The organism is Streptomyces coacervatus (genome assembly GCF_029223485.1).
Taxonomy (GTDB): Bacteria; Actinomycetota; Actinomycetes; order Streptomycetales; family Streptomycetaceae; genus Streptomyces; species Streptomyces coacervatus.
On sequence record NZ_JARHTP010000001.1, the window covers coordinates 668293 to 680650 of the forward strand.

At 71.2% G+C, this 12358-nt stretch carries 10 protein-coding genes and 1 pseudogene; 2 read left to right on the plus strand and 9 right to left on the minus strand.

The features are described 5' to 3' along the window. The gene (locus P2Q00_RS02915; RefSeq protein ID WP_275769069.1) at positions 1 to 1281 is read right to left on the minus strand and encodes an MFS transporter; all 1281 of its coding nucleotides are present in this window, start codon (positions 1279 to 1281) and stop codon (positions 1 to 3) included. Positions 1282 to 1462: 181 nt separating this feature from the next. Between P2Q00_RS02915 and P2Q00_RS02920 the strand changes: the two are divergent. Next, a pseudogene (locus P2Q00_RS02920) lies at positions 1463 to 4077 on the plus strand (ATP-binding protein). Positions 4078 to 4165: 88 nt separating this feature from the next. Here the strand turns inward: P2Q00_RS02920 and P2Q00_RS02925 are convergent. The 8 genes from P2Q00_RS02925 to P2Q00_RS02960 all read right to left on the minus strand — a co-directional run bounded on the left by P2Q00_RS02925 (position 4166) and on the right by P2Q00_RS02960 (position 11672). Then, the gene (locus P2Q00_RS02925; RefSeq protein ID WP_275769070.1) at positions 4166 to 4957 is read right to left on the minus strand and encodes an SDR family NAD(P)-dependent oxidoreductase; all 792 of its coding nucleotides are present in this window, start codon (positions 4955 to 4957) and stop codon (positions 4166 to 4168) included. Positions 4958 to 5058: 101 nt separating this feature from the next. Beyond that, the gene (gene pcaDC / locus P2Q00_RS02930) at positions 5059 to 6180 is read right to left on the minus strand and encodes a bifunctional 3-oxoadipate enol-lactonase/4-carboxymuconolactone decarboxylase PcaDC (protein ID WP_275769072.1); all 1122 of its coding nucleotides are present in this window, start codon (positions 6178 to 6180) and stop codon (positions 5059 to 5061) included. Beyond that, positions 6177 to 7547: a 3-carboxy-cis,cis-muconate cycloisomerase gene (pcaB, locus tag P2Q00_RS02935; protein WP_275769074.1), complete on the minus strand. Its 1371-nt coding sequence runs from the start codon at positions 7545 to 7547 to the stop codon at positions 6177 to 6179. Before pcaB ends, pcaDC begins: the two co-directional genes overlap by 4 nt. Further along, positions 7544 to 8149 (minus strand): protocatechuate 3,4-dioxygenase subunit alpha, encoded by a 606-nt coding sequence (gene pcaG / locus P2Q00_RS02940; protein WP_275769075.1) that lies wholly within the window; start codon positions 8147 to 8149, stop codon positions 7544 to 7546. Before pcaG ends, pcaB begins: the two co-directional genes overlap by 4 nt. 6 nt (positions 8150 to 8155) lie before the next feature. Further along, positions 8156 to 8929 carry a protocatechuate 3,4-dioxygenase subunit beta gene (gene pcaH / locus P2Q00_RS02945; protein WP_275769077.1) on the minus strand — a complete coding sequence of 258 codons (774 nt, stop codon included), beginning with the start codon at positions 8927 to 8929 and terminating at the stop codon, positions 8156 to 8158. Positions 8930 to 9073: 144 nt separating this feature from the next. Beyond that, a complete protein-coding gene (locus P2Q00_RS02950; RefSeq protein ID WP_275769079.1) occupies positions 9074 to 10276 on the minus strand; it encodes a thiolase family protein in 1203 nt (400 codons plus the stop codon). Beyond that, the gene (locus P2Q00_RS02955) at positions 10273 to 10917 is read right to left on the minus strand and encodes a CoA transferase subunit B (protein ID WP_275769081.1); all 645 of its coding nucleotides are present in this window, start codon (positions 10915 to 10917) and stop codon (positions 10273 to 10275) included. Before P2Q00_RS02955 ends, P2Q00_RS02950 begins: the two co-directional genes overlap by 4 nt. Next, on the minus strand, positions 10917 to 11672 hold the full coding sequence (locus P2Q00_RS02960; protein WP_275769083.1) for a CoA transferase subunit A: 756 nt from the start codon (positions 11670 to 11672) through the stop codon (positions 10917 to 10919). The genes P2Q00_RS02955 and P2Q00_RS02960 overlap by 1 nt, the downstream gene beginning before the upstream one ends. Before the next feature lie 211 nt (positions 11673 to 11883). Here P2Q00_RS02960 and P2Q00_RS02965 point away from each other — a divergent pair, with 211 nt between their 5' ends. Next, a complete protein-coding gene (locus tag P2Q00_RS02965) occupies positions 11884 to 12348 on the plus strand; it encodes a MarR family winged helix-turn-helix transcriptional regulator (protein WP_275769085.1) in 465 nt (154 codons plus the stop codon). Positions 12349 to 12358: the final 10 nt, after the last annotated feature.

Here is a 12358-nt window from a genome sequence, read left to right on the forward strand (position 1 = left end):
TCAACTCGCTTTCCGTTTCGGTGCCTTGACCAGGGCGAGGACGCTCACCGCACACGTCGCCGCCGCGTAGTACCCGGGGATGTCGACGTTCCCCGTCCGCTTGACGGTTTCCGTAATGATGAGCCCGGCGCAGCCCGAGAACACGGCATTGGCAAGGGCGTAGGCGAGTCCCAGGCCCGTGTAGCGCACGTTCGTGGGGAAGAGCTCGGACAGCATCGCGGGTCCCGGCCCCGCCATCAGCCCCACCACCGCACCCGCCGCGAACACCGCCGCGCCCTTCACGGTGTTCGAAGTCCCCGTGTCCTGAAGGAGGTTGAGCAGCGGCAGAGAGAGGAGCACCACGAGGAGCGCCCCCGTCAGCATCACCGCCCGCCGCCCCGCGCGGTCGCTGAGCAGGCCCGCCGGGACGATGGTGACCGCGAAGCCGACGTTGGCCAACACGGTGGCGATCAGCGCCTGTTGGAAGCTCGCGTCGAGCGTGCTCTGCAGATACGAGGGCAGCACGACCAGGAAGGTGTACCCGGCCGCCGCCCAGCCCATGATCCGCGCGGCGCCCAGCGCAATGGCACCGGCCACCTCGCGCGGCGGCGGGCTCACGGCCTCGGTCTCCTGCCGGAACGCGGGCGTCTCCTCCAGCCGCAGCCTCAGCCACAGCGCCGCCAGCCCGAGCGGCAGCGTCAGCAGGAACGGCACCCGCCAGCCCCAGTCGCCGAGCTGCTCCTCCGTCAGGACGGAGCTCAGCAGCGCCGCCGCCCCCGCACCACCGAGCAGCCCCAGTGCCACCGTGAACGACTGCCACGACCCGTACAGCCCACGCCGGCCCGGCGGCGCGAACTCCGTCATCACCGCCACCGCACCACCGAACTCCCCGCCCGCGGACAGCCCCTGAAGCACCCTCAGAAACGTCAGCAGCCACGGAGCCAGGGCCCCGACCGTCGCATACGTCGGCAGCGCACCGATCAGCGTCGTGGCGACCGTCATCAGTACGATCACCAGGATCAGCACCGGACGCCGGCCGATCCGGTCGCCCAGCCGCCCGAACAAGGCAGCCCCGACCGGCCGGAAGAAGAACGCCAGCGCGAACGACGCATACGTCCTCACCAGCGCCTCGGCCTCGCCGCCCCCCTGCGGAGTGAAGAACCGCGCCGCGATCACGGTCGCGAAGCAGCCGTAGACCCCGAACTCGTACCACTCGACGAAATTGCCGACCGACCCCGCCGCCAGGGCCCGTACCGCAGACGAGTCCCGCACGGCCCGGCGTTGTCCGAAAAACAGCGTCATTTCAGCGCCTTTTGACTGTCGATTACCTTCACACAGGCAGATCACCGGCTTCATGCGTCGCCTGCCCGCACCCGCTGTCACCCATCACGGCAACACCTACCCGGACCGGCCTCCACTTCCGCAATCGGACGGCTACGCTCGATGTCTGTACGTCATTCGGGCGACTTGGGGAGGTAGCGGGATGACGGAGGTCCGGCCCATGGAGGCCGCTTCGGCCTCCCTGTGGGAGCGCGAGGAGGAGATCGCCGCCGTCGTGCAGGCGATCGACACCCTGTCCGCCGACGACTCGTCCACGGGCAGCCTGCTGATGGTCCGGGGCGAGGCGGGAATCGGCAAGACCGCGCTGTTGGCCGAGATCCGCCGCATCGCCGAACGGCGCAACTGCACGGTGTGGTCGGCCCGCGGCGGCGAGACCCTCAAATCCGTCCCCTTCAATGTGGTACGGCAGTTGCTGCAGCCCGCGCTGGTGTCGCTGATGCCGGAAGAGGCCCGCGAATACCTCGGCGACTGGTACGACATCGCCGGCCCCGCCCTCGGCATAACGGAACCGGGCGAACGCCAGGCCGACCCGCAGGGCGTGTGCGACGGCCTGGTCGCCGGAGTGCGCCGACTGGCCCGCCGCGACTGGCCGCTGGTCCTGCTCGTCGACGACGCACACTGGGCCGACCAGGAGACGCTGCGCTGGCTCGCCGCGTTCGCCGAGCGGCTCGACGACCTGTCCGTCCTGGTCGTGGTCGCCCGGCGGCCCGGCGAGGTCAGCGGCGAGAGCGCCCGCCACCTCGACGCGATCGCCGCCGCCGCGGGCCGCCCCGACGCCACCCTGAGCGCCCTCACTCCGGGCGCCACCGCCGGCCTCACCCGCGCCACCCTCGGCGCGCACGCCGACGCCCCGTTCTGCCGCGAGGTCTGGGCCGTCACCGGCGGCAACCCGTATGAGACGGTGGAACTCCTCGCCAAGGTCCAGGACAGCGAACTGGAACCGACCGAGAGCGCGGCCGCCGAACTGCGTGCCCTCAACCGCTCGGCCCGTGGCGGCGGCCTCGTCGCCCGTCTCGAGGAACTCGGCATCGACGCCACCCGGTTCGCCTGGGCGGCCGCGATCCTCGGCACCGGCATCTCCGTCGGCCTGGTCGCCCAGCTCGCCACCATGGACCACGACGACGCACTGCGCTGCGCCGAACTGCTGCAGGACGCCCGCATCCTCACCGAACCCGACCCGGCGAACGCCCAAGTCGGCGACGGCGACCTGGAGTTCGTGCACCCGCTGATCGCCACCGCCGTCTACAACTCCATCCCGGACGCCCTGCGCACCGCCATGCACGGCATCGCCGCCACGGTCGTCGCCGACTCCGGACTCGGCGCCGCCATGGCCTCCCGGCACCTCCTCCAGGTGCACCCGGACGACGACGAGGAACTCGTCTGGCAGCTGCGCGAGGCCGCCCGCGAACACCTCGCCGTCGGCGCCCCCGACGCCGCCCGCCGCTGCCTCGAACGCGCCCTCCTGGAACCCCCTGTTCCGGAAGTCCACGCGCGCGTGCTCTTCGAACTCGGCTGCGCCACCCTCCTGACCGCACCCGCCACCACCATCGACCACCTGCAGTCCGCCCTCGGCATGCCCGGCCTCGACGGCGACGAGCGCGTCGACGCGGTCTACCGCCTCTCCCAGGCCCTCCTCCACAACGACCAGATGGAGGAGGCCGTCCGCACGGTCGAGGCGGAGGCCGCCCGGCACGAGGCCGGGCCCACCAAGATGCGGCTGCAGGCCGTGCAGTACATGTGGGAGGGCATCTACGCCGGCGAGGCGACCTCGCCGGGACGCTCCCAGCGCCTCGCCGACCTCGCCTCGACCTGCACCGGCCGCGACAACTCCGAGCGTGCCCTGCTCATGCTGCGCGGCTTCGACGCCCTGCTCCGCGGCGAGAACGCCGAGGAGGTCGTCGAACTGTGCGACCGCGCTCTCGTCAACGGCCGCCTCGCACCCGGACTCGGCTGGACCGACACCGAGTGGGGCATCGAACTCCTGCTGATGCTCGCCAACTCCTACACCTACACCGACCGCCTCGACCGCGCCGAGAGCCTCTACAACGAGGCGCTGCGCACCTACGAGTCGGCCGGCTGGAGCGGCGGCCACCTCGCCCTGGCCCACGCCCACGTCGGCATCGGACACCGCAGGCGCGGCCGGCTGCGGGAGGCCGAGGACTCCCTGCGCGAGTCGCTGCGCCTCGCCGAGCGCGTCGGCCGCGGACTGCCCCTGTACTGGTGCATCAGCTGCAACCTCGTCGAGGTCCTGCTCGCCCGTGGCCATGTGGACGACGCCTGGGCGATCGCCGACCAGACCGGCTTCGCACCGCCCTACACGTCCGCCATGGTGATGCCGGACCCGCGGTCCGTGCGCGGCCGGCTGCTGCTCGCCGTCGGCCGCACCAAGGACGGCATCAACGAACTGGAAGAGGTCGAGAAGGCCGTGGCCGCGCGCGGTCACCACAACCCGGTGCTCGTCCCCTGGGCCCTCGATCTCGCCCGGGCCCTCGCCTCGGAGGACCCGGTGCGAGCGGGCCGGCTCGCCGCGGACACCCGCCGGCAGGCCGAGCTGTTCGGCTGGCGGCGCAGGCCGTGGCGTATCTGGAGGCCTCGCCCTGTCAGTACGAGCATGCGGCGGCCCGCATCGAGTACGGGATCGCTGCGAGGTCTGTTGCCGAGCTGAACCGGGGGTTGGCGCTGGCTCGTTCGTGTGGGGCGGATGGGTTGGTGGCGCAGGCTGAGGAGGCGCTGGAGGCCGGCCGCGGGTTGCGCTGAAGAGCTCGGTCGCTGCGGGTAGTACGGCGAGTGCCGGCCGTATGTGGCTGGTCGCGCAGTTCCCCGCGCCCCCAAAAAACAAAAGCCGCTACAGCGCCAGGAGTTGGTCTGTGGCCGTTGACAGGCGTTTCTGTACTGCGCTGTCGTACGTTGACTCATGTGCCCTCGACGGGCTCGTGCCGTCGAAGTAGGCGCCCGTGCCCCGATCTTGGGTTGCCAGGGCCAGTACGCCGGGGGCGCCGTCGGCCACTGTGTTCCAGGGGGTGACTCCGCCCTCGCGCACCATCGCTGTGTCCATGAACGTTGCCGGGTGGAGCACGTTCACCGAGACACCCGTGCCCGCCAACTCCTCGGCCAGGGCGAACGTATGGGCCGCCAGGGCGAACTTGGCGCGGCGGTATGCGGCGAAGCCGTCGTAGCCGCGGCGGAATTCGATGTCGTCGAAGTCGAGGGGGTCCTGGCCGACCGAGCCGACGTTGACGATTCGGGCGGGTGTGTTCGCGCGCAGTACCGGCAGCAGGGCGCGGGTGAGTACGACCGGTGCCAAGTAGTTCACGGCGAGGCGCAGTTCGTGGCCGTCGGCGCTCAGCTCACGCCCCGCGCCGGGCCCGCCCGCTCCCACGCCCGCGTTGTTGATCAGGACATCGAGGTCGGGATGGGCGTCGGCGACGTGTGCGCCCAACTCGCGCACCTGCGTCAGCGAGGCCAGATCGGCGACGAAGCCTTCCGCGTCGCCCTCCGTGCGCAGCTCCTCGACCAGCCGCTCCGTACGGCCCGGGTCGCGGCCGTGGGCCAGGACGACGTGTCCGGAGCGGACCAGCTCGAAGGCGACATAGCGGCCGAGGCCGGAGGTGGCGCCGGTGATCAGGATGGTGGACATGCCTCCACCGTAGGCACGGGGTGGGGGCATGTGCGAGGTGCTGCTGAAGCTACGACCAGCAGGGTCACCCTCAGGGCCTGTTCAGAGGTGCCCAGGGGTGTCTAGAGGTCGTCCTCTTCCGCCAGCACCCGCTGAGCCGCCGCGAACGCCGAGTTCGCCGCCGGGACCCCGCAGTACACCGCCGTCTGCAGCAGTACGGCGCCGATCTCCTCGGGGGTGAGCCCATTGCGCCGGGCCGCCCGCACATGCATGGCCAGCTCGTCGTAGTGCCCGTGTGCAACCAGCGCCGTCAGCGTGATCATGCTGCGTTCGCGGCGCGAGAGCGTCGGGTCGGTCCAGATCTCGCCCCAGGCGTAGCGCGAGATGAAGTCCTGGAAACGGGCGGTGAAGGGCGTCTGCCGGGCCTGCGCCCGGTCCACATGCGCGTCGCCGAGCACCTCGCGCCGTACCTCCATCCCGCGCTTGGCACCCCCGCCGAGGTGGGTACGGAGGGCTGTCAGCACGGCCTGCGGGCACTGTGCCGGCGCCAGGTGCGCGGCTCCCGGGAGCTCCACGAGCGCAGCGCCCGGCACGGCGTCCGCGATCTCCCGCAGATGCGGTGGCGGAGTCGCCCGGTCCTCGCGCCCGGCGATCAGCAGCGTGCGCACGGAGATCTCCGGCAGCCGGTCGCGCAGGTCGAAGGCGGCCAGCGCGTCACAGCAGGCGGCGTACGCCTCGGGGTCGGCCTCCGCCTGGTCCCGCACCAGCTCCGGCACGGTGAAGCCGGGCGTGAACCAGCGGGCGTCGGCACTCGCCACGAGCGAGTCCAGGCCTTCGCGCCGCACCAGCTCGGCCCGCTCCTCCCATGGCTTCGAGCCGTTGAAATGCGCCGACGAACAGATCACGGCCAGCGACGACACCCGCTCCGGGTGGTGCAGGGCAAGATGCAGGCCTACGGCTCCGCCCAGCGACACCCCCGCGTACGCGAACCGATCGATGCCGAGCGAGTCGGCGAGCGCGAGCACCAGGTCGGCGAGGTCGCCGACGCCGGCCCCCGGGCCGATCAGACCGGGCGCGGACCCGCCGTGCCCCGGCAGGTCCCAGCGGACGACCCGGTAGGTGATGGACAGCTCGGGCGCCACCTTGTCCCACAGGGCGTACGACGTCCCGAGCGAAGGCCCGAGCAGCAGCGGGGGAGCGGAAGTGGGCCCCTCGGCACGGTGGTTGAGGAGTTTCTCGGTCAACGTCGCTCCAGTGCACGGTCGGTGAGGACTCCGGCGGAGCCGGTGTAGCGGGCGGGATCGGTGAGCTCGTCGAGGTCGATGTCCTGGCCGATGTTCTTGTTGATGTCCTTTTCGATGTCCTTCAACTCGGGCTCTTCGGCGAGCAGTTCGGCCAGTGGGCGGCCCTCGGCGTAGGTGCGCCCGGCGAGGTCGGTGAGCAGGGCCTTGGCGCGGGTGCGGCCGAGCAGGGGGGCCAGTTCGGCGGACAGCCGCTCCGAGACGATCAACCCGTGGGTGAGGTCCAGGTGTTCACGCATGGCGTCCGTGTGCACGCGCAGCCCTTCGGATAGATCGGCGGCGTCGCGGGCGGCGCCCCCGACCAGCCGCAGCAGGTCCCGGAGCGGCTCCCACTCGGCATGCCAGGCCCCGGCCGGCCGCTCGTCCTCGGCGACCAGCGACCCGTACAGCGTGGCCGCGAGCTGTGGGGCCCGCCGGGCCGCGGCCGCGATCAGGGTGGACCGTACCGGGTTCGCCTTGTGCGGCATGGCGGACGAGCCGCCGCCGCTGCCTTCGGCAACCTCCGCGATCTCGGTACGGCCGAGGACGAGCACATCCGTTGCGATCTTGCCGAGCGCCCCGGCCGCGAAGGCCAGGCAGCCGGCGAGATCGGCGATCGGAGTGCGGAGGGTGTGCCAGGGCAGGAGCGGGCTGCGGAGCCCGAGTTCGTGGGCGTAGGCCGCTGTCAGCGCCTGCGTGTCCCGGGCGCCGTACACCGCGAAGGCTGCCAACGTCCCTGCCGCACCGGCCAGTTGGGCGGGCAGCGAGTCCCGTACGGCCTTGATCCGGTCCCGCGCGTCCAGGACGAGCGACCGCCAGCCGGCCGCCTTCAGCCCGAAGGTCGTCGGTACGGCGTGCTGGGTGAGCGTCCGCCCCGGCATCGCGGTGTCGCGGTGCTCGGCGGCCAGCCGGGCCAGCGCCCGTTCGGTGCGGTCGAGGTCGGCGAGGATCAGGTCCAGGGTGCGCACGGCGACCAGCATCATCGCCGTGTCCATGATGTCCTGGCTGGTCGCACCCCGGTGGACGTACGGCCCGTACTCCGCACCGACCGCCTTCGTCAGATCGGCGACCAGGGGGATGACCGGGTTGCCGCCGCCACGGGCGCGCTCGGCGAGGGACCGTACGTCGAAACGGGCGGCGTCGGCCGCCTCGGTCACCGCGGTCGCCGCCTCGGCCGGAGCGAGGCCGAGAGCGGCCTGGGCCCGGGTGAGGGCGGCCTCCGCGTCGAGCAGGGACTGCAGAAAGGCCGCGTCGCCGGTCGCGGAGGCGGCGGGGGAGCCCGCCCACCCCGGGGCGAGCAGACCGGTGTCGTCGGAACCGACAGAAGTCACTTGAACTCCAGGAAGACCGTCTCGCCTTCGCCCTGAAGGCGGATGTCGAAACGGTATGTGCCCTTGCCGTCGTCCTTCGCGACCAGCGTGCCGCGTCGCTCGCCCGGCACCTGCGACAGCACCGGGTCGGCGGCGAGGGCCGCCTCGTCACCCGGCAGATAGATCCGGGTGAACAGGTGCACCAGCAGCCCGCGCGCGAACACGCACACACTGATGTACGGCGCGCTCTGCCCGCGCGCGCCGGGTCGCAGCGTCCGCGCGTACCAGTGGCCGCCCGCATCCGTCTGGATGCGCCCCCAGCCCGTGAACTCCACGCCGTTGCGGCCCAGGTAGCCGCCGCTCGCCGGGTCGCGCCGGATGGAGCCGTCCACCTGGGGGATGTTGCCGTCGGCGTCGGCGCCCCACAGCTCAACGAAGGCGTCCGGCAGCGGGGTGCCCTCGCCGTCGTACACATACCCCTGGACGGTGATCGTGTCCGGGTGGCCGACCGGGGCGATGTCGCCGCCGCCGGGGAAGGGCAGCGCGTGGCCGTAGAAGGGGCCGACCGTGTGCGACGGGGTCGGGAGCACGGTCTCCGGACGGCTTGTGTCGATCTTCGTCATGGCAGGTCAGCGTCCTTCTTCGATCCAGGTGGCGTGCGGCCCGTCGAGCACGATGTCCCAGTGGTAGCCCATCGAGAACTCCGGCACCGACAGGCTGTGGTCGTAGGTCGCGACCAGCCGCTGCCGGGCCGCGTCGTCCGTCACCGACTGGATGATCGGGTCGTACGGGAACAGCGGGTCGCTCGGGAAGTACATCTGTGTCACGAGCCGCTGCGTGAATGCCGTGCCGAAGAGCGAGAAGTGGATGTGCGCCGGCCGCCAGGCATTGACGTGCTGACGCCACGGGTACGGGCCCGGCTGCACGGTGGTGAAGTGGTAGTGCCCGTTGTCGTCGGTCAGCGTGCGGCCGACGCCGGTGAAGTTCGGGTCCAGCGGGGCGTCGTGCTGCTCGCGCTGGTGCGCGTAGCGGCCCGCCGAGTTCGCCTGCCAGATCTCGACCAGCTGGCCGCGGATCGGGCGGCCGTCGCGGTCCAGCAGCCGGCCGGAGACGGTGATGCGCTCACCGATCGGCTCGCCGGTGTGCTGCTTGGTGAGGTCGTTGTCGATCTCCGTGATGTCGCGCTCGCCGAAGGCGGGGGAGGACAGCTCCACCAGCTCCGGGTCCTTCGTCACATCGATGGTGATCGGCGGCTGCTTGGGGTGACGCAGGACGGAGGAGCGATACGGCGCGTAGTCGCGACGCGGCTGGTGCTCGACGGGCGCGCCGTCGGCGATGCGCTTTTCGTACGCCGCGTGCTCGGCGGCGATTTCCTGGTCGATGTCGTGCTGGGTGAGAGTCATGGGCGTTCCTGGGGATTCCTGACGGTCACATCGAAGTCGGGGGGCTGTGCCGTGCCCTGTAAGGGGGGCGCGGGGCTGTATCAATATGCGGCTCCGCCGCGTGGACGCGACCAGCCAAGGACGGCCCGCAGTCGCAAACGGTGCTCAACGCTCCAGGACCAGGGCGAGTCCTTGGCCGACGCCGATGCACAACGTGGCGATGCCGACGCCGCTGCCCTTGCGGGCAAGCTGGTGGGCGACGGTCCCGGCGAGCCGGGCCCCGGACGCTCCGAGCGGGTGGCCCAGGGCGATGGCACCGCCCTGCGGGTTGAGGACGGCCGGGTCGAACTCCGGCCATTCGGCGACGCAGCCGAGTACTTGGGCGGCGAAGGCTTCGTTGAGTTCGAGTACCGACAGGTCGTCAAATGTCTTGCCGGCCTTGGCCAGGGCGCGGTTGACGGCCTCGACCGGGGCGAGGCCGAAGTAGTGCGGATCGAGGGCATTGACCCCGGTGGCGGAGATGCGGGCCAGGGGTTCGCGGCCGGTGGCCTTCAGGCCCTCCTCGTCGACCAGGAGGAGCGCGGCGGCCCCGTCGTTCAGCGGCGAGGCGTTTGCGGCCGTCACCGTCCCGTGCTCGGTGCGGAAGGACGGCTTGAGCCTGGCCATCGCCGCGAGGGAGGCGTCCGGGCGGATGCACTCGTCGGCGGCGAAGACGACCGGGTCGCCCTTGCGCTGCGGGATCGACACGGGCGCCAACTCGGCCTCGAACAGGCCCTGTTGCCGAGCGGCGGCCGCCTTCTGGTGGGAGGCCAGCGCGAACTCGTCCTGCTGCTCGCGGCTGATCTTGTGCTTCTCGGCGATCAGTTCGGCCGACTCGCCGAGCGGGACGGTCCACTGCGGGTCCATCTTCGGGTTGACCATGCGCCAGCCCAGGGTGGTGGAGTACAGCTCGGCGTGTCCGGCCGGGAAGGGCTTGTCGTTCTTGGGCAGCACGTACGGGGCGCGGGTCATCGACTCCACACCACCTGCTACGGCGATATGGGCGTCGCCGACCGCGATGGCGCGGGCTGCCTGGATCACGGCTTCGAGGCCGGAGGCGCACAGCCGGTTAACGGTGACTCCGGGCACAGAGGTGGGCAGCCCGGCCAGCAGGGCGGCCATCCGGCCGACGTTGCGGTTCTCCTCACCGGCGCCGTTGGCGTTGCCGACGTAGACGTCCTCGATCCGGGACGGGTCCAAGTCCGGTGTGCGGGCGAGGAGTTCGCGGATGGCGTGGGCGGCCAGGTCGTCCGGGCGCACCGACGCGAGGCCGCCGTTGTAGCGGCCGATCGGGGTGCGTACGGCGTCGACGATGTAAACCGTGTTCACAGCAGGTCCTCCACGACGGTCAGCTTGGCGTCGGTCTTGGCGACGACCTCGTCAACGGCGACACCGGGCGCGACCTCGGTCAACACCAGGCCCTCGGGTGTCACGTCGATCACGCCGAGATCGGTGATGACTCGGTTCACACACGCCTTGCCTGTGAGCGGCAGCGCGCACTCCGCCAGGATCTTCGCCGAGCCGTCCTTGGCGGTGTGCGTCATGACGACGATGACCGTGCGCGCCCCGTGGACCAGGTCCATCGCCCCGCCGATGCCGGTGATCAGCTTGCCCGGGATCGCCCAGTTGGCCAGGTCGCCCTTCTCGGAGACCTGCATCGCGCCGAGCACGGCCACGTCGATGTGCCCGCCCCGGATCATCGAGAAGGACAGTGCCGAGTCGAAGAAGGAGGCGCCTGGCAGGACCGTCACGGTCTCCTTCCCGGCGTTGATCAGGTCCGGGTCGACGGCGTCCTCGGCCGGGTAGGGGCCGGTGCCCAGGATGCCGTTCTCCGACTCCAGGATCACCTCGACGCCCTCGGGGAGGTAGTTCGGGATCAGTGTCGGCAGGCCGATGCCGAGGTTGACGTACTGCCCGTCCTCCAGCTCGCGCGCGGCCCGCTCGGCCATCTGTTCACGTGTCCAGGCCATCAGCTGCTCACCGTCCGCTGCTCGATCTTCTTGTCCGCCGTCTGCTCGGGCGTCAGTGCCACCACCCGCTGCACGAAGATGCCCGGCAGATGCACCGCGTCCGGGGCGATCTCCCCGGGCTCGACCAGCTCCTCCACCTCGGCGACCGTCACTCGCCCGGCCATCGCCGCGAGGGGGTTGAAGTTGCGGGTGGACTTGTTGAAGACGAGGTTGCCGTGCCGGTCGCCCTTCGCGGCCCGCACCAGCGCGAAATCGGTGCGGATGCCGCGCTCCAGCACGTACTCCGTGCCGTCGAACTCCCGCACCTCCTTGGGCGGTGAGGCCAGCGCGACGCCGCCCTCACCGTCGTAGCGCCAGGGCAGCCCGCCGTCGGCGACCTGCGTCCCCACACCCGCGGGCGTATAGAACGCGGGAATCCCGGCCCCACCGGCCCGCAACCGCTCGGCCAGCGTGCCCTGCGGGATCAGCTCCACCTCCAGCTCACCGGCCAGGTACTGCCGCGCGAACTCCTTGTTCGCCCCGATGTAGGAACCGGTCACCCGCGCGATCCGCCCCGCGGCCAGCAGCACCGCCAGACCGGTCTCCATCGCCCCGCAGTTGTTGGAGACCACGCTCAGGCCCGCGACACCGCGCTCGTACAGCGCCCCGATGAGGACGTTCGGCACACCGCTCAGCCCGAACCCGCCCACCGCCAGCGACGCGCCGTCCGGCACATCGGCCACCGCCTCCGCGGCCGTGGCGACCACCTTGTCCATCCGTGAAGCCCCATCCCGTCCGAGCGCCCGGTCACGAATTAATCAGGGCACTGAGTATTTCGGTGAAGTTTCTTTCACGCTGCCACTGTCGCGGCGCAGCGTCAAGACCCGGGGGAAGGGCAAGGCCAGCCGTGTGTGCAGCCCTGCAGACAGTCGATGGTCCGGCCGAGTATCGTTCAGTACACAAACGAATTCGACCTCGGGAGCGCACATGGCCGCGGTGGACCTCACCACCCACCCCGGGCACCTGGCCCGGCGGCTGCAGCAGGCCCACTACCTGCTGTGGAACACGATGGTCTCGGAGGAGATCACCTCGCCGCAGTTCGCGGTCCTCAACGCGCTCGTCGCCGAGCCGGGCCTGGACCAGCGCACGGTGGGGGAGCGGGTGGGGCTCGACCGGTCGACGATCGCCGAGGTGATCAGCCGGCTCGGCCGTCGCGGGCTGCTCGACAAGGTGCGTGATCCGCAGGACGGCCGCCGTTTCCTGCTGCGTCTCACCGACGAGGGTGTGCGCACCCACCGCAAGCTGACCGTGCGCACAGCCCGGATGAACCAGGTCTTCCTGGCCCCGCTGTCCGCCGCGGAGCAGTCGGTGTTCTTCGAGCTGATCCGGCGGGTCGCCGATGCGGCCGAGGGGCTCCGCAACCCGGCGGAACCCCTCGTGGCGCAGGGATGAGCAGGCCGGG